The sequence below is a fragment of the Amycolatopsis sp. NPDC004169 genome (assembly GCF_040610315.1).
In the GTDB taxonomy this organism is placed as follows: Bacteria; Actinomycetota; Actinomycetes; order Mycobacteriales; family Pseudonocardiaceae; genus Amycolatopsis.
Genome location: NZ_JBEXMD010000017.1, coordinates 1 through 18,130 on the forward strand (window position 1 = coordinate 1; position 18,130 = coordinate 18,130).

General features: G+C 73.8%; 9 protein-coding genes. 1 reads left to right on the forward strand and 8 read right to left on the reverse strand.

Annotation, left to right across the window (positions count from 1 at the left end):
- Positions 1–126: 126 nt before the first annotated feature.
- Positions 127–1,071 carry a non-homologous end-joining DNA ligase gene (gene ligD, locus ABZX11_RS23305; protein WP_354916175.1) on the reverse strand — a complete coding sequence of 315 codons (945 nt, stop codon included), beginning with the start codon at positions 1,069–1,071 and terminating at the stop codon, positions 127–129.
- Positions 1,072–1,100: 29 nt separating this feature from the next.
- Between ligD and ABZX11_RS23310 the strand changes: the two genes are divergently transcribed.
- Positions 1,101–1,937, forward strand: a complete 837-nt coding sequence (locus ABZX11_RS23310) for a PHP domain-containing protein (RefSeq protein ID WP_354916178.1) — start codon at positions 1,101–1,103, stop codon at positions 1,935–1,937.
- Positions 1,938–1,953: 16 nt separating this feature from the next.
- On the opposite strand, the gene ABZX11_RS23315 is transcribed toward ABZX11_RS23310, so the two are convergent.
- The 7 genes from ABZX11_RS23315 to ABZX11_RS23345 are packed head-to-tail and all read right to left on the reverse strand — an operon-like array spanning position 1,954 to position 17,897.
- Positions 1,954–3,984, reverse strand: a complete 2,031-nt coding sequence (locus tag ABZX11_RS23315) for an MDR family MFS transporter (RefSeq protein WP_354916181.1) — start codon at positions 3,982–3,984, stop codon at positions 1,954–1,956.
- A gap of 9 nt (positions 3,985–3,993) precedes the next feature.
- Positions 3,994–4,473: a GNAT family N-acetyltransferase gene (locus tag ABZX11_RS23320; RefSeq protein WP_176169718.1), complete on the reverse strand. Its 480-nt coding sequence runs from the start codon at positions 4,471–4,473 to the stop codon at positions 3,994–3,996.
- A gap of 36 nt (positions 4,474–4,509) precedes the next feature.
- On the reverse strand, positions 4,510–5,688 hold the full coding sequence (locus ABZX11_RS23325) for a nucleotide disphospho-sugar-binding domain-containing protein (protein WP_354916184.1): 1,179 nt from the start codon (positions 5,686–5,688) through the stop codon (positions 4,510–4,512).
- Positions 5,688–6,494 carry an alpha/beta hydrolase gene (locus ABZX11_RS23330; protein WP_176169719.1) on the reverse strand — a complete coding sequence of 269 codons (807 nt, stop codon included), beginning with the start codon at positions 6,492–6,494 and terminating at the stop codon, positions 5,688–5,690. The genes ABZX11_RS23325 and ABZX11_RS23330 overlap by 1 nt, the downstream gene beginning before the upstream one ends.
- Positions 6,491–6,796, reverse strand: a complete 306-nt coding sequence (locus ABZX11_RS23335) for a phosphopantetheine-binding protein (protein ID WP_354916187.1) — start codon at positions 6,794–6,796, stop codon at positions 6,491–6,493. The genes ABZX11_RS23330 and ABZX11_RS23335 overlap by 4 nt, the downstream gene beginning before the upstream one ends.
- Complete coding sequence (locus tag ABZX11_RS23340) at positions 6,793–11,082, reverse strand: beta-ketoacyl synthase N-terminal-like domain-containing protein (protein ID WP_354916190.1); 4,290 nt, start codon at positions 11,080–11,082, stop codon at positions 6,793–6,795. The genes ABZX11_RS23335 and ABZX11_RS23340 overlap by 4 nt, the downstream gene beginning before the upstream one ends.
- Positions 11,083–11,087: 5 nt before the next feature.
- Positions 11,088–17,897 (reverse strand): SDR family NAD(P)-dependent oxidoreductase, encoded by a 6,810-nt coding sequence (locus ABZX11_RS23345; protein ID WP_354916193.1) that lies wholly within the window; start codon positions 17,895–17,897, stop codon positions 11,088–11,090.
- Between the last annotated feature and the right edge of the window lie 233 nt (positions 17,898–18,130).

Genomic DNA, 18,130 nt, shown 5'->3' on the forward strand with positions numbered 1-18,130 from the left:
TCGCGCGGGGGAACCGTCACGCTTTCCCGCCTTGACAACCTGCCGCCGGCCGTAGTCACAATCGGGCTTCGGGGGTGCGAAACCCCGGAAGCAGCAGAAGCCGAGGCCGAAGAGAACCGGAGAACATCAATCGGCATCGGGAGGTTCTTCGACACCGTCCCGATCAGCCCACTCGAGCAACGGCTCCAGCGAGAAAACAGCCTTGTCGATCCCCGCGTGAAGATCCCCCACCTCGGCAAACCGCGTCGGAACGGTGGCAATGGTGAAGTCCCCCGGCTCGGCATCATCGATCTCTTCCCACCGAATCGGCGTGGAGACAGTCCCTTCAGGATTCCCCCGGACCGAGTAAGCACTGGCAATGGTGTGATCCCGGGCATTCTGGTTGTAGTCGACGAAGAGCAGCCGAGGATCCCGGTCCTTCCGCCACCAGGTGGTGGTCACGTCATCAGGAGCCCGCCGTTCGACTTCGTGCGCGAAGGCCAGCGCCGCCCGACGAACGTCGGAGAACCCCCACTCAGGCGAAATCCGCACGTAGATGTGCAACCCTCGCCCACCCGAAGTCTTCGGCCACCCCACCGCACCGAGCTCGTCGAGAATCTCGTGCGCAACGTGCGCAACCCGCCGAACCCGGTCGTACCCGCAGTCGGGCATCGGATCGAGATCGATCCGCCACTCGTCAGGCTTTTCGGTATCGGCCCGCCGCGAGTTCCACGGATGGAACTCCACTGTGGACATCTGCACCGCCCAGGCCACGTGCGCAAGCTCGGTGACACAAAGCTCATCAGCGTGCCGGTTGTACCGCGGAAAGGTGACCCGGACGGTCTCCAGCCACGGCGGAGCCCCGTTCGGCACCCGCTTCTGGTGCACCTTCTCCCCGGCCACCCCGGACGGGAACCGGTGCAGCATGCAGGGCCGCTCCCGGAGGGCGTTGACGATGCCGTCCCCCACCGAGAGGTAGTAGTTGACCAGGTCGAGCTTCGTCTCGCCCCGGGCCGGGAAGTAGACCCGGTCCGGGTTCGAGATCCGCACGGTGTGCGGGCCGACTTCGAGCTCCACAGCCTTGACCGCCATGCGACAGACGCTAGTGCACAATCGGGGTGGTGAGCCTGCCGACGGACGGTCACGTCCACACGGAGTGGTCCTGGGACACGGTCACCGGATCGATGATCGGCTCGTGCCGGCGGGCGATCGACCTCGGCCTCCCCTCGCTGGCGTTCACCGAGCACGCGGACCTGACGCCCTGGCTGATCCCCGCCGCGATCCGGCCGCAGCTCCCGGACCACTTCCGCGGGTACCTGCGCCCGGACGGCGTGCTGGAGCCACCGGAGCTGGACGTGCCGGGCTACCTGGCGTGCATCGAGGAGTGCCGCTCGCGGTTCCCCGGCCTGCGGATCCTCTCGGGCGTGGAACTGAGCGAGCCGCACTGGCACCGCCCCCGCGCCGACGCGCTGCTGGCGGCCCACGACTTCGACCGCGTGCTCGGCTCGGTGCACTCCCTCTCCGAAGGCGGCCACCACCACGAGCTGACGGTGATCACCGACCGCCCGCCGGGCGACCTGCTGCGCGCCTACCTCGGCGAGGTCCTGGGCCTGGTGGAGTCGACGGCGGACTTCGCGGTCCTCGCCCACATCGACTACGCACTGCGCTCGTGGCCGGCCGAAGGGCCCCCGTTCGTGGTGGCCGACTTCGAGGAGGAGTTCCGCACGGTCCTGCGGGCGCTCGGGGAGAGTGGGCGCGCACTGGAGGTGAACACGCAGGTGCCGTTGCCCGGCGAGGTGGTCCGCTGGTGGTTCGAGGCGGGCGGCGAAACGGTGGCCTTCGGCAGCGACGCCCACGACCCGGCCCTGGTCGGCCGCGGCTTCGAGGACGCCGCGGCCCTGGTGGAGTCCTGCGGCTTCCGGCCCGGCCGCACCCCCCACGACTTCTGGCGCCGCTGAGATCCCGCGGCGCGGGTCAAGCCAGAGCGTGCCGTCCGTAACTGCGCACCTCGGCGCTCTGGTCCATCAGCCGGGCCGCGACGCGCCCGATCGCCGCGTCCAGTGCGGCCCGGTCGGCCGCTCCCCAGTCGCCGAGGCGGTCGGCCAGCCAGTCGTGCCAGGCCCGGACCACCTTCCCGAACTCCGCCCGGCCCGCGTCGGTCAGCTCCCAGCCGTTCCGCGTGTACCTCAGGTGGCCCGTCAGCTCCAGGCGGTTGAACGCCGGCTCCAGCACCGGCGCGGGCACGCCGAAGTACTCCCCGATCGCCCGCAGCGTGGCCGGCGAACCACGGCGTTCCCGCAGGTGGACCTGCAGCAGGCACCAGATCCCGCCTTCGTCGAGGTCGCCGCCGGCCCGCTCGACGATCGCCGGTGCCACCTGACGGCGCTCGCGGAAGAACAGCGTCGCCACCGCGCGCTCGAGTTCGCGGTCACCGGTGCGGGCTTCCGGCATCGCGAAGCCGTCGCCGAGGTCCGGGGCCGCCGCGCGGGCCGTGTCGCGCAGCGGGACCTCCTTCAGGAAGAAGGCCAGCACCAGCGCCACCAGGCCGACCGGCGCCGCCGCGAGGAACACGACGTGCAGCGAGTCGCTGTACGCGCGGATCACCGGGGCCGACACCGACTCCGGCAGCGCGTGCAGCGCCGTGGGCACCTGCAGCGCCCGCGGATCCACGCCCGGCGGCACCGGGATCGCGGCCAGCTTCGGCGTCAGCTGGTTGGCGTACACCGTGCCGAAGATCGCCGCGCCGAACGAGCTGCCGATCGAGCGCAGGAACGTCACCCCCGAGGTCGCGACGCCCAGGTCGGCGTAGTCGACCGTGTTCTGCACCGCGATCGTCAGCACCTGCATCCCGAGGCCGATGCCCAGGCCCAGCACGGCCATGTACGCCGACGCCTCCCAGAACCCGGTGCCGGTGTCCAGCCGCGAAAGCAGGTACAGCCCGATCGTCATGCCCGTCGCGCCGGCCAGCGGGAAGATCTTGTACCGCCCGGTGCGGCTCACCGCGTTGCCCGCGGCGATCGACGCGACGAGCAGGGCCAGCACCATCGGCAGCAGCCGGACCCCGGACGTCGTCGCCGACGTGCCCTGGACGTACTGCATGTACGTCGGCAGGTAGGACAGCGCGCCGAGCATCGCGAAGCCGACGACGAAGCTCATGATCCCGCCGACGGTGAACACCGGGTTGCGGAACAGCCGCATCGGCAGCATCGGCTCCTTGGCCCGCAGCTCCACGAAGACGAACGCGGCCAGCAGCACCACCGAGCCGACCGCCATCCCGACGATGGTCGGCGAGCCCCACGCGTACTGCGTGCCGCCCCAGCTCGTCACCAGGGTCAGGCCGGTCGCGGCGAGGCCGATCAGCAGGATGCCGGCGTAGTCGATGACCGGCTTGACCGCGGCGCGGGCGTTCGGCATCGCCGAGGACGCCACCACGAGCACCACCACGACCAGCGGGATGTTGACGTAGAAGGCCCACCGCCAGGAGAGGTGGTCGACGAAGAAGCCGCCCAGCATCGGGCCCGCGACGGTCACCACGCCGAACACCGAACCGAGCACACCCTGGTACTTGCCGCGCTCGCGCAGCGGGACGACGTCGGCGATCAGCGCGGTCGAGGTGACCATCAGCCCGCCGCCGCCCAGGCCCTGCACCGCGCGCCAGACGATCAGCCAGACCATGCTGTCGGCGAACCCGGCGCAGAACGAGCCGATGCCGAACACGATGACCGACAGCTGGAACATCAGCTTGCGGCCGAACAGGTCGCCGAGCTTGCCGACGACCACCGTCATGATGGTCTCGGCCAGCAGGTAGGACGTCACCACCCAGGACAGGTGCCCGGCGCCGCCGAGGTCGCCGACAATGGTGGGCAGCGCGGTGCCGACGATGGTCTGGTCCAGCGCCGCCAGCAGCATCCCCAGCAGCACGGCGCCGAACACGGCGTTGACCCGGCCGCGGCTCAGCGCGGGCGGCGCCGCGGTGCCGGGCGTGACTTCCGCGGTGGCCGTCATCTCTCCAAGCTAGTAGCCGGCGTCCACTGTGGATAGCCACCCGTTCCGGTGACGCAGGGTCAGTTCGAACGGCTCGAACCCCTGCGCGCGGTAGAAGGCGATGGCGGGTTCGTTGGCGGCATAGGCCCGGACGGTGACCTCGTCCGCGCCCTTTTCCGCCGACCACGCGAGAAACGCAGTGACCAGCTCGCCGCCGATCCCCGAGCGGCGGTGCTCCGGGCCCACGCGCATGCTCTCCAGCACCGCGGTCACCGTGCCGGGCCGTAACGGGTCCGGCGGCCGTATCCGGCCGACCAAGTGCCCGCCGCCGCCCAGCAGGCACAGGCAGTCCGGATCGTCGACGAGCTTCGCGTAGTAGGCCGTGCCTTCGCGCGCCGGCCAGCCGAGGTCCATGCGGGGGTCGTGGCGCCCGGCGTCTTCGGCGAACAGCCCGGCGGCCGACCGCACGAGTTCGGGAACGTCTTCGGAAGTGCAGCGGGAAACAGTCATGCCATCGACGGTATCCGCGTGATTTTTCGAAGTAAATCAGGGCTTTCCGAGCCCCAGGTGCGCCAGGCTCTCCAAGGCGAGCTGCTCCAGAACCCCCGCAGCGGCCCCGCTGCCGCCGGCTGCGTGGAATGACTCCGCCACCCTCTCCGCCGCGCGCCGGTATGCCGGTTCCGTCAGCACCCCCTCGACCGCCGCCGCGATCCTGGGTGCGTCCGCGCGGCCGAACCGCAAGCGGATCCCCGCGCCCGCCGCCACCACCTGGGCCGCCACGATCGGCTGGTCGTCGCGGATCGGGGCGACCACCAGCGGGAGCCCGTGCCACAGCGTTTCGCAGACCGTGTTGTGGCCCGCGTGGCACACCACCGCGTCCACCCGCGACAGCAGCGGCAGCTGCGGGACCCGCGGCCGCACCAGGACGTTCGGCGGGACGTCGCCGAGTACGCCGGCCGGGTCGGCGATCACCGCACGGGCCGTCAGCCCGGCGAACGCCTCCGCCGTCGCGCTCAGGAACCCGGCGCCGGCGGTCGCGTTCGCGGTGCCGAGGGACACCAATACCGTCGGCACCAGTGGGTCGAGCCACTCCCACGGGAAGTCCACCGTGGACGGCCGGGCGCCGAGGGCGGGCCCGACGAGCCGGACCGACGGCGGCAGCACGGTCTCGCCGAGCAGTTCGCGGGTCGTGAAGACCAGGACGCCGTGCGGCGAGAACCGCGGGTCCGCTGTCCCGCGGCCGTCGGCGATCCGCGCGCGCAGCCCGTCGAGCAGCCCGTCGACCCAGTCCCCCACCTTCGGCATCCCGGCCAGGGGGTCCACGAGCTCGGCCGACGTCGTCGCCGAGGTGACCCACGGCAGGCCGCGGGCCTCGGCGAGCACGCCGCCGGCCAGTGCCTGCTGGTCGGCCACCACGACGTGCGGTTCGAACGCGTCGAGTGCCGCGGTCACGCCGGGGGCCATCGCGTCGGCCAGCGGGACGAGGAAGTCCTGCCAGAGGAACCGCAGCGCCGCCGGGCCTTTCAGCTCGGGCAGGCGCTCGGGCCGGTCGCGCGGCACGGCGCAGGCGAAGACGAGCGCATCCGGGCCGGCCAGCTGCCACAGCAGTTCGTCGTGGCCGGCCCAGGCGACTTCGTGGCCGCGCGCGGTGAGCTCGGCCGCCACGCCGACGGCCGGGTTGACGTGCCCGACCAGGGGCGGGACGACGAAGAGGAACCGGGCCACTACCGCACCCTGGCCTGCGTGCGCGCGGTGTCGCGGACCCAGCCGGAGATCAGCTCGATGACCTCGGCGGTCCGCTCGACCAGCACCGAATGCCCCTGGTCGGGCAGCACGACACAGCGGCAGCCCGGCAGGTGCGTCTCGAAGTGCGGCACCTGGGCCGCCAGGCCGGAGTCGCCGCCGAAGACGGCGAACACCGGGCAGCGGATCGCCGAGAGGTCGGCCGCGATGGTCGCGCTGCGCGGGATGTCCTCGGCGATCGTCGTGGTCTGCAGGATCCGGTTCGCGGCCTTGGACAGCCGTGCGGTGTGCGCGCCGTGGTTCTCGGCGATCCAGCCGATCACCTCGTCGCTCGCCAGCCGGGTCTTGGCGTCGGCGAGCCCGTCGGCCATGTGCCGAGTCCACTCCTCGGTCGGCGGTTCGCCCTCCAGCACGACGACGCTGGCCACCCGGTCGGGCCGGGCGGCGGCCAGCCCGAGCGCGACCGAGGCACCGAAGGAGTTGCCGACGACGTGCACCGGCCGGGTGACGTCACAGGCGTCGAGGACCGCGACGAGGTCGTCGACGAACCGCTCCAGGTGGTACCCGGAGGCCGGGCGAGTCGTGCGGCCGTGCCCGCGCAGGTCGTACATCAGCACGTCGAGCCCGCGCTCGGCGAAGGCCGGGCCGAGGGTGAAGTAGTAGCTGGCCAGACTGTCGGTGAGCAGGCCGTGGACGCACACCACGATCGGCGCGTCCCCGTCCGGCGGCTCCGCCGGCGTCAGCCGCTGGACGTGCACGTCCAGCTCGCCCGCGCGAACGCGGCTCACGCCGTCTCCCGCAGGGAGGCGACGATGTAGCGGACGAGCTCGCCGACGGTCAGCGCGATGATCTCGTCGAGGTCGCGTTCGGCGATGAAGATCGCGAAGTTGACGCGGTCGCCGTACTGCTCGCGCAGCCGCCCGGACAGCGCCACCAGGTCCACGCTCTCCAGTTCGAGGTCGTCGTGGAACGTCGTCTCCATGGTGATCTCGGCGTCGTCCAGCCCGTACTCTTCGAGCAGCTCCCGCAGCATGCCGCTCAGCTGGGCGAGCACGGTCACCTCGTTCGCGGCCGTGGTCTCGATGCTCATCCGGCAGTCTCCTTCGTCTCTTCGGTCCAGGCGACGACGTAGCGGCGCGGCGGCGCGCCGGGCGGGTTCTCGACGTCGGCGCAGCACACGCGGTACTCGCGGCCCGCGACGCGGACGGTCAGCTCTTCCGGGGTCGCCGCGACGACCTCGAAGTCCCGCGGTTCGCCGCGCAGCCCGGTGCCGCGCAGCTTCGCCACGGCTTCCTTCGCCGTCCAGAACCGGGCGAACCACCGCTCCGGGTCGCCGGACAGGCCCGCGAACAACGCCAGCTCGCCCGGCCCGAGCGCGGCCTCCACAGTGGACTCCGAACGCGGCACGACCTCCTCGACGTCGATGCCGCACCGCCCGTGCCGGGCGATCGCCACCCCGGCTTCGGCGCGGTGCGCCACGGAAACCGTCACGGGCGGCAGCTCCCGGCCGTAAGCACCGGTCGCGAAGGGCCGCCCGGCTTCGTCGTTGCCGATGCGCAGTTCGGCGGGGAACATCTCGCCTTCGCCGCGGGCCCAGAGGAACTGGCGGACCGCGTCCTTGGCCGCGATCCGGCCGAGCAGCCACTGGCGCCGCCCGCGCGGCGGACGGCGGTCGTAGGCTTCGCGCTCGGGGCCGGCGAGGTAGTTGCGCATGATCAGCTCGCGGGTGGCCAGGTCGGGCCACTGCTCGTGGACGCACGCCCAGCCGCCCGGCTGGGCGTGCGACAGCGTCGAGCGCTCGGGCGTGCGGTCGGCCTGCCGGATGTGCGGGGTGCTGTCGAACCGGCGGTCGCGCCAGCCGGTGAACTCGGCCCACACCCGTCCGTTGTGGACCAGCTGCATGTCGGCGTCGAGGAACTCCTCGGTCAGCCCGGTGATCCGGACCAGGCACTCCAGGCGCTCGCCGGGCGCCGGGTGCGGGCCGTGGAACCGGATTTCGCGCATGGCGACCGGGAACACGGTGGTCCGCTCGGGCAGCCGGGACATGATCCAGTAGCCCAGCACCTGGCCGACGTTGTCGAGCAGCGCGCCGGGTGCGTCCGGCGTGGTCAGCACAGCGCGCACGTGCCGCTCGCCGACGGCCGTGAGCTCGGTGACGCCCTGGAACAGCGGGCCGTGGAACATCCAGCGCTCGCTGTACAGCTGCGCCGCGGTGGTCTCGGGCACCTGTTCGGCCGACGCCGGGAACCGCCACGGCGCCGGCCCGGCGGCCGGGTACTCCGGGGCGAGTTCCACGACGGCCTGCGAATACCCGGCCAGCGTCGCGACCACCCGGTCGGTGCCCTGTGGCCGGACGCGCACCGGGACGGTGACCGCCGGGACCGCGGTGATCCACTGGCTGAGCCGGACGTCGTGCACGGCGACCGCGTGCCGGCCGGGCGCGGCCTGCTCGGCGAACCGCATCAGGTGGTCGATCACCGTGGTGGCCGGCACGACCGGCCACCGGTCGCCCGGGTCGGCCTGCGGCGGCTGCTTGAAGAAGCAGTGGTCGAGCAGGTACGGCATCGCGTCCAGTGACACGGTGAGCGCGGTGTCGAGCGGCCGCGGTGCCGCCGGCCGGCGCGCCGGGCCGGCGAGCACGGTGGACGCCAGCTCGGCCGTGTCGGCCAGCAGGGCGGCGAACTCGGCGGCGAGCGGACCCTTGGCGGCCAGGCCGTCCACTGCGGACTTGCGGACGGCGGGCAGCGCGATCCGCGCGCGGACCTGGTCGTCGAGGGAGATCAGGCGGCCGCCGAGGTCGAGCTTGACCGCCTTCGGCCCGGCCGGGCGTTCGCCGGGCAGGCGCGTGAAGTCGATGTCCAGGCCGTCGGCCCACAGCGCGGTCGCGACCCGGCGCAGCTGCGCCAACCCCGGACGCTGCCCCGAATGCGCGGCCACGACGAGGTGTTCTTCGCCGTGCAGGGTGTCCCCGACCAGGGAGCCGAGCTGCCCGGCACCGACCTGGACGAACGCGCGGACGCCGTCGTCGTGCAGGGCCCGCACCAGCGGGCGGAACCGGACCGGCTCCAGCAGGTGCCGGACGAACAGCTCGCGGACCTCGGCCGCGGCCGCGGGGTACTCCGAAACCGTGGTCGCGGACCAGAGCGGCAGGGCCGGCGGGTGCAGGGTGAACCGCTCGGCGGCCCCGCGGATCGGGTCCAGGTACGGCCGCAGCATCGGCGTGTGGAAGCCGGACCGGAACGGCAGCACCTGCGCCACGATCCCGGCGTCGCGGAAGCGCTGCACGAGTGCGCCGACGGCCGCCTCCGGACCGCAGATCATGGCCTGGTTCGGCGAGTTGTCGTGCGACAACACGACGTCCGCCCGCCCGGCCAGCTCCTCGAGCACCCGCGGCGCGGGCGCGCCGATCGCGGCGAAGGCCAGCCCGGGGACGACGAGGGCGTCCGGGTCGAACCCGGCGAGGAAGGCGTCGACCTCGGCCTCGGCGTAGACGCCGGCGACGGCCATCGCCGTCCATTCGCCCAGGCTGTGCCCGGCGACGGCGTCCGGCGTGACGCCGAGCCTGCCGAGCGCGGCGTGCAGCAGTCGACCGAGCTCGAACACCGCGGCACCCTGGCGCCCGACGTCACCGACCTCGACGTCCGCGTGCTGCCACGGCAGGCCGAAGTGCCGGGCGACGTCGCCGCAGTTCAGCGTGAGCTCCGATTCGAGGCCGGGGAAGAGGAAGGCGACCTTGCCGCCGCCGGGCCCCAGCAGCGGGCGGTCGGTGAACCAGACGTCGTTGCGGCCGCGCCAGGCCCGGCCCCGGGCGAGCGCCTTGCGGGCCAGTGCCAGCCGCTTCTCCGTCGGGTCGACGATGCCGAGCCGGACCGGACCGTCGACGGCCGGCTGGTGCTCGCCCCGGTCGAACGCTTCGCGCAGGGCCTCGACGCTCGGCGCGGCGAGCCGCAGCACGCGTTCGGGCTCGCGCACCACCACCGGCTTCGCCCGCCCCGGCGCCTGTTCCAGGACGACGTGGGCGTTGATCCCGCCGAACCCGAACGCGTTGACCCCGGCGCGGCGCACCGGCGCGTCCCACGGGGCGGCGGTGTCCAAAGTGGAGAAACGGGTGCTCGCGAGCGCCGGGTGCGGGTCGTCGCAGTGCAGCGTGGGCAGCAGGACGCCGTGGTGCACGGCCAGTGCCGCCTTGACGAGCCCGGCGATCCCGGCCGCGGGCATCGTGTGCCCGATCATCGACTTGACCGAGCCGAGCACCGCACTCCCCCGGGGTCCGAAGACCTCCGCGAGGGTGGCGAGCTCGGCGGCGTCGCCGGCCGGGGTGGCGGTGCCGTGCGCCTCCAGCAGGCCGATCGAGTCCGGCGCCGCCGGGTCCAGGCCGGCCGCGGCCCACGCCTGGCGGACGGCCCGGACCTGGCCGCCGGAGTCGGGGCTGGCCAGGCTCGCGGTCCGCCCGTCGGAAGCCACGCCGGTGCCGGTGATCACGGCGTACACGCGGTCGCCGTCGCGCTGGGCGTCGGCGAGCCGCTTGAGGACGACGACCCCGGTGCCTTCGCCGATCAGGACGCCGTCGGCGTCGCGGTGGAACGGCCGGATCCGCTCCGACGGCGACAGCGCGCCGAGCTGGGTGAACACGCTCCAGAAGGTGATGTCGTGGCAGTGGTGCACCCCACCGGCCAGGACGGCGTCGCAACGGCCGCTTTCGAGCTCCCGCACGGCGTGGTCGACGGCGATCAGCGAGGACGCGCACGCGGCGTCGACCGTGTACGCCGGGCCGCGCAGGTCGAGCCGGTTCGCCAGCCGGGACGCGGCCAGGTTGGGCACCAGCCCGATCGCGGACTCCGGCGCCTCCGGGCCGAGCTGGTCGGTGAAGGCCTGGCGGACCGCGTCGAGCCGGTCGGCGTCCAGGTCCGGCAGCAGCTCGCCGAGGGTGCGGACGAGCTGGCTGGCCGTGCGGACGCGCTGGTCGAGCCGGACCAGCCCCGGCGTCAGGTAGCCGCCGCGGCCGAGCACGACGCCGATCTTCGCGCGGTCGGCGGGCAACCGGTCCGGGCCGCCGGCGTCCGCGACGGCCTGCGCCGCGACGCGCAGGGCGATCAGCTGGTCGGGTTCGGTGGCGGGCACCGAGTTCGGCATGATGCCGAAGCCGGCGACGTCCACTTCGGCCAGTTCGTCGACGAACCCGCCGCGGCGGCAGTAGACCCGGTCGGCCCGGCGCCCCTCGTCCGGGGCGTAGTGCGCGAGGTCCCACTTGCCGGGCGGCACGTCGGTGATCGCGTCGACCCCGCCGGTGAGGTTGCGCCAGTAGCTCGCCAGGTCGGGCGCGCCGGGCAGCAGGACCGACATCCCGACAATGGCAACACCGCCGGCCACCCGCATGTCCGTCACCACCCGGACGCCGTGTGGACGACGGCGGCGGCGTCCGGGCGCCCCCAGGCCAGCTCGCGCAGCAGGCCGAGGGTGCCTTCCTCCGGGTCGATCAGCGCGATGCCGCGGCGGGCGTAGTCGCGCATCAGCTCGGGCGTGACCATGCCGTCGTGCTCGCCGGTCGGGGCCCACGGTCCCCAGTGGACGGTCACCGCGCGCCCGGCGGGCCACTGGCGGCCCAGCGTTTCGAGGGCGTCGTTGGCGGCGGCGTAGTCGGACTGGCCGCGGTTGCCGAGCGTCGCGGCGATGCTGCCGAACAGGACCACGAACGCCGGCTCTCCGGGCAGGTCGGCGGTCGCCTCCAGGAGGGTGCGGGCGCCTTCGACCTTGGTGCTGTAGACGCGCTCGAACGACTCCGGTGTCTTCTCGGCGACGAGCTTGTCCTCGATCACGCCGGCTGCGTAGACGATGCCGTCGAGCCGGCCGTGCTCGGCGTGGATCTCCTTGACCGCGCGGTGCACGGCTTCGGCGTCGAGCATGTCGACCGACTGGTAGCGCGCCGGGCTGCCGAGGGCTTCGAGCTGGGCGAGTGTCTGCCGGACCTCGCGTTCGCCCTGGATCCGGCGGACCGTGCGTTCGATCTCGGCGGGGCTCCTGAGGCCGGCGGCGATGAGGGCGGCGCGGAGGTCCTGGGCCGTGCGGGCCTGCGGGTGTTCGTCCTCGGCGGCCGGGACGGGGGTCCGGCCGAGGAGTTCGATCCGGCAGCGGGCGGCCGCGGCCAGGGTGGCGGCGAACCGGGCGGTGATGCCCTTGGCGCCCCCGACGAGCAGGACGACCGAGTCCCGGCCGAGGCCGAGCGCGGTGGCTTCGGCGGCGCCGTCGCCCGCCGGTCCGGCACCGCTGCTGCCGAGCGGGCCGAGGTCCCGTTCGGTCATCCGGAAACCGGTCCGGGTCTCGCCGCGCCGCACGACGACCGGCTCGCGATCCACTGTGGACAGCTCGGCGACGAAGGCCGCGGCCTGCCGTTCCGGTGCGTCGTCCGGGGACAGTTCGACCACGCGGGTGACGGTGTCCGGGTATTCGCGGGCGAGGCTGCGGTGGAAGCCGCGCAGGCCCTCGCCGGGGCCGGCGGTGAGCAGCCAGGACGGGTTCGTGGCCAGGGCGGCCTGGTAGCGGGGGAAGGCGGCCGGGAGCACGGGACGGTCGTCCGGCAGGAACAGGATGCCGTCGAACCCGGGGCGGACGTCGTCGGCGACCTCGGCGGTCGCGCCCAGCTCGGTGAGGTGGGCTCGGACGGCTTCGGCGAGCGAACCGCGGCCGAAGAGGAGGAACTTCCGCCCGGCGACTTCGGGATCGGCGGCGGCCGGCAGGGCGGTTTCGGCCATGACCAGGCGTTTCGGCGCGACGACGAGCGGTGCGGGCTCGGCCGGAGTTCGCGGCACGGGCAGGGAAGGCTCGGCCGGAGTGCGTGGCCCGAGCTGGGCCGATTCGGCGGTGCTCTGCGACCCGGCCGAGCCGTCGATCAGCTCGGCGATCGCCGCGGCCGTGCGGGCCTTGGCCAGCTCCTCGACGTCGCCACCGGTGTCGAGGTTCAGGCGGCTCGCCAGTTCTCCGGCGATCTCCGCCCGCTTGATCGAATCCACACTCAGATCGGCTTCCAGATCGAGATCCGGCTCGATCATCTCCACCGGATACCCCGTCCGCTCCCCGATCACCGCCACCACGGTCTCCAGCACCGAAACCGCCGGCGCCACCTCGGCAGGCTCGTCACCGATCAGCCCGGCGATCGCCGCCGCCGTGCGCGCCTTCGCGAACTCCTCCACGTCCCCGCCGGCCAGCCCCAGCCGGGACGCCAGCTCGCCCGCGATCTCCGCCCGCTTGATCGAATCCACACTCAAGTCGGCTTCCAGATCGAGATCCGGCTCGATCATCTCCACCGGATACCCCGTCCGCTCCCCGATCACCGCCACCACGGTCTCCAGCACCGAAGCCGCCTTCGGGGCCGCGACCGGCACCACCGCGGGCTGCTCGATGACCGGCACCGTGATCGGCGCCGTGATCGGCGCCCGGACCTCCGCGGGTGCCTCGGCGCCGAGGAAGCCCAGGAGCACGTCGCGCTGGGCGGCGATCATCTCGCGGCCGGTGCGCAGGAAGTCCGCGACCATCGCCTCCGACGTGGCCGCCCCCGGGGCCACCGTTTCCAGCGTGATCCGTTCCGCCGGGCGGAGGGCGCCCGCCGGGATCGTGCCGTCCGCCGCGCGCAGCAGGTGGCCGTCGACCGTCCAGCCCGGACGCTTCGGGCGCGGCGCGGCCGAGGCGTCGACCGCGTCCCGGCCGCGGAACAGCCAGCCCGTCTCGACCGGGACCCCGGACACCGCCAGCTGCGCCAGCGCGCCGAGGAAGCCCGGCAGGCCACGGTGGCCGCGCTGCTCGAACCCGACCGTCCGGTGCGGCCGGTCGCCGAGGATGGCGGCCACCTGCCTGGCCAGCACGGACCCGGGGCCGGCCTCGACGAACACCCGCGCCCCGGCCGCGTACATCGCCTCGACCTGCTCGACGAACCGGACCGGCGACCCCAGCTGGGCGGCCAGCTCACCGCGGACCGCGTCCGGGTCCGCCGGGTAGGGCGCGGCCGTCCGGTTGGCGTACACCGGCACCTTCGGCCGCACGACGCCGATCGCCTCGAGGGCCCGGCCGAACGCCGCCCCGGCCGGCGCGACCAGGGAACTGTGGAACGCGCACGCCACCTGGATCCGCTTCGCGCCGAGCCCGGCGGCGCGCAGCTCCCCGACCGCCGCCTCGACGTCGGCCGTGGGTCCCGAAATCACCGTCTGCCGGGGCGAGTTGTGGTTGGCCAGGACGACCGGCGACGCGCCGAGGACCGCGAGCACCTCGGCGGCGGACGCCGACACCGCGGCCATCGCCCCCGGATCACCGTCCGGGACCGCGTCGAGGATCGCCGCCGCCCGGACGTGGCTCGCGTGCAGCAGTCCCTCCGGCGTGAGGGCGCCCGCGGCGGCCAGCGCCGTCAGCTCGCCGTAGCTGTGCCCGCCGAGCATCGACGGCCGCACGCCGGCGCGGGTCAGCAGCCGGAACGCGGCCAGCCCGGCCAGCCCGAGCGCGGGCTGGGCGACGCGGGTGTCGGTGACCCGGTCCGCGGCGGCCTGCCGCGCCGGCTCCCCGAACACCGCCGGGCCGAACACGGCCCCGGCCGTCGCCGGGTCCAGGCGCAGGTACCGCTGCAGTTCGGGGAAGGCGACGAACAGCTCGGCGAACATGCCCGGCCGCTGGCTGCCCTGGCCGGGGAACAGCACCGCGACCTCGCCCGCCACCGCGTCGTCCGCGCGGAACACCCCGGGTGCGTCCTGCCCGTCGAGCGCCTGCCGCAGCAGCCCGGTCAGCTCGTCCACAGTGGACGCGACGACGGCGAGCCGCGCCGGTCGCCCGTGCGACCGTTCGGCGGCCGCCCGGGCCAGGTCGCGCAGCCGCCACGGCGACGGCGTTTCCGAGGCCATGGCCAGCAGCTCGCGCGCCGCGGCATCGGTGGCGAAGGTGAACAGCTCCGCGGGCCACTCGTCGGCGGCCTGCGCGGGCGGGACGCCGTCGTGCGCGGCGAGCACCACGTGGAAGTTGGTGCCGCCGAAGCCGAACGCGCTGACACCGGCGAACCGCTCGGACGGCGGGGTGGTCCACGGCTGCGCCGCCGCCTGGAACACGAACGGGCTGGTTTCGGAGTCCCACGCCGGGTTCGGCTGCGTGAGGTGCAGGGTGGGCGGCTTGACGCCGGTGTGCACGGAGAGCGCGGCCTTGATCAGCCCGGCCAGGCCCGCGGCGCACTTGGTGTGCCCGATCTGCGACTTCACCGAGCCGATCGTGCACGCACCCGGTGCGGCGCCGGCTTCGGTGAACACCTTCGTCAGCGTGCCGAGCTCGGTCCGGTCGCCGACGACGGTGCCGGTGCCGTGCGCCTCGACCAGCCCGACGCGCGCCGGCGAGACACCGGCGTTGCGGTAGGCCCGGGTCAGCGCCGTGTGCTGGCCTTCGGGCCGGGGCGCGGTCAAGCCGAGCGCGCGGCCGTCCGACGCCGCACCGACGCCCTTGATCACCGCGTACACCCGGTCGCCGTCGCGTTCGGCGTCGCCGAGTCGCTTGAGCGCCAGGCACGCGACGCCTTCGCCGAGGGCGATGCCGTCGGCCGCGCTGTCGAACGTCGCCGACCGGCCGGTCGGCGAGAGGGCGTGCGCCGAGGCGAACAGGAGGTAGTCGTTGATGCCGTTGTGCAGGTCGGCGCCGCCGCAGAGGACCAGGTCGCTGGTGCCGGCGGTCAATTCCTTGCAGGCGACGTCGACCGCGGTCAGCGAGGACGCACAGGCGGCGTCGACGGTGTAGTTCGCCCCGCCGAGGTCGAGCCGGTTGGCGATCCGGCCGGCGATCACGTTGGCGAGCACGCCGGGGAAGGAGTCCTCGGTGATCCGCGGCAGCCGTTCGTCCAGTTCGGACGGCAGTTCGCCCACATAGGACGGCAGCACGCTCCGCAACGTCATCGCGTTCGACAGGTCACTGCCCGCCTCGGCGCCGAAGACCACCGACGTCCGGGCCCGGTCGAACGCGCGGTCCGCGTAGCCGGCGTCGGCCAGCGCGCGGTGCGCGGCCTCCAGTGCCAGCAGCTGCACGGGTTCGATGCTGGCCAGCGACGACGGCGGGATGCCGTACTTCAGCGGGTCGAAGCCGATTTCCGGGAGGAACCCGCCCCAGCGCGACGGCGTCTTCGCCCCCTGCCCGTCCGGGTCGTAGTACAGCGACGTGTCCCAGCGCTGCGGCGGCACCTCGGTGACCGCGTCGGCACCGGCCAGCACGTTCGCCCAGAACGCGGCCAGGTCCGGCGCCTGCGGGAACATGCAGGCCATCCCGACGATCGCGATGTCCAGCGGCGCCGGCGCGGGTGGTTCGGCCTCGGCGGCACCGAATCCGGCGGCCCGGGCCCGCAGGAACGCGTTCGCGCCCTCGCCCACCGCGTGGTGCAGGGCGGCGATCGTGGTGACGGCCGAGCGCAGCACGGCGACCTCGCCCGCCATGAACATGCCTTCGGCGAGCTGGCGGTCCTCGCCGACGTCCCGCAGTTCCGAGCCGACCCGCTCGATCCCCTTGCTCGCCAGGCGCAGCCGTCCGACGTTGAGCGTTTCCAGCTGCTCCCAGGCGTCCCGGCTGGGCACGCCGCGCTGCGCGAGGTCCGCCTTGATCGCGGCGTACTCCTCGGTGAACGGGCTGCGCACGCACCGGGTGGCGTGGCCCGGCGCGGTCTCCAGGAGGTCGGTGTGCTCGGCTTCCAGGAGCCGGCGCTGGAACAGCGGCCGCACGGCACCGGCGTCGACGGCCTCGCGGGTGAAGAGGTAGGCGGTGCCCATCAGCACGCCGATCGCCGCGCCGCGCCCGGCCACCGGCGCGGCGAGGGCGGCCACCATCGCGGCCGAACGCTCGTCGTGGACGCCGCCGGCGAACAGCAGCTGCAGGTCCGCGGCGGCGTCGGGGGTGGCCGCGAGGAAGTCGGCGAGCACCCCGAGCTGGGCCTCCCACAACGGGAAGCTGGTCCGCGGGCCGACGTGCCCGCCGCATTCGGAGCCTTCGAAGACGAACTTGCGCGCGCCCGCCTCGAGGAACTGCTTCAGCAGGCCCGGCGACGGCACGTGGAGGAAGGTCGCGATGCCGGCGGCTTCCAGGGCACTCGCCTGGGCCGGGCGGCCGCCGGCGATGATCGCGTGCGTGGGCCGCAGTTCGCGGATGACCGCCAGCTGCGCGGCCTTGACGTCGTCGGCGGCGAACCCGAGCACGCCGACGCCCCAGGGCGCGTCGCCGACCGCCGCCCGCGTCTTCTCCAGCACATCGCGGGTCTGCTCGGGGCCGGACAGGGCCAGCGCGACGAACGGCAGCGCACCGCCCGCGGCGACTTCGGCCGCGAAGGCGGGCTGGTCGCTGACCCTGGTCATCGGGCCCTGCGCTACCGGCAGCGCCGTGCCGAACGCGCGGCTGCCCGCGCTGCCGGGGCCCAGCACCGCGTCCGGCAGGCGAAGGGCTTCGCCGACGGCGTCGGCCAGGCCGCGCACCGCGGCGGTCACCGTGCCCCAGCGGTCGCGGAACCGGGAGGCGAGGAAGACGTCCTGACCGGCTTCCACTGGTTCGACGCCCCGCCGGGCGAGCACGCGGACACCGTCCACGACGGTCGTTTCCGACCCGTCGAGCCCGGTGACGGCCATGGTCAGGCCTGAGGGCAGTTCGGCTTCCGGCAGCAGGGCGAGCTGGGTGTCGACGACGACACCGGCCGCGCCGCCCGCGACGGCGGCCGCGGCGGTGTGCGGCCCGATGCCGCCCGCCGCCCACACCGGGACGTGCCCGTCGGCCAGCAGGGCCTGCAGCAGCACGAAGGTGCTCAGCTCGCCCACCCGGCCACCGCATTCGTGCCCGCGGGCGATCAGGCCGTGCGCGCCGGCGGCGACCGCACGGTCCGCCGCGGCGCGGGAGGTGACCTCGGCCAGGACCCGCCGGCCCGGGAAGTCCCGCGGCGAGCACTGCGCGTCTTCGGTGAGCAGCACGGTGGTCACCGCGTCGGGCAGGTCCACCGGGTGCGCAAGGCGGACCCCGAACGCCGGAACACCCCACTCCCCCAGCAACGCGAGCTCTTCCGCACCCGCGGCGCCGCCGTCGGTCAGGTCGAGCACGCCGAGGCCGCCGCCCCGGGCGGCGGCGGCCACCCCGCGCGCCGACGGCCATCGCAGCGGCGACACGGCGACGACCAGCCCGGCCGGCACGGAGTCGTCTTTCGAGAGAAGCATGGGAACTCCCGCTACGCACGAAAGGGTGAAGAGGTAACGGGGTGTACTTAAGCGGGTTCCTTCCGTGCCGTCAACAACCCACCGCGATTTCATCGCCGAGCTTCAGAAAATTCGCGATCGACCAGCCCGGCCGCGCAAGAATTTAACGTCGCCGTCACGTTCCCGCCCGGCGCACGCGCGACCATTGCGCGATCCGACCACGGCAGACCGATCGGTACCGTGGTCCACCCGGC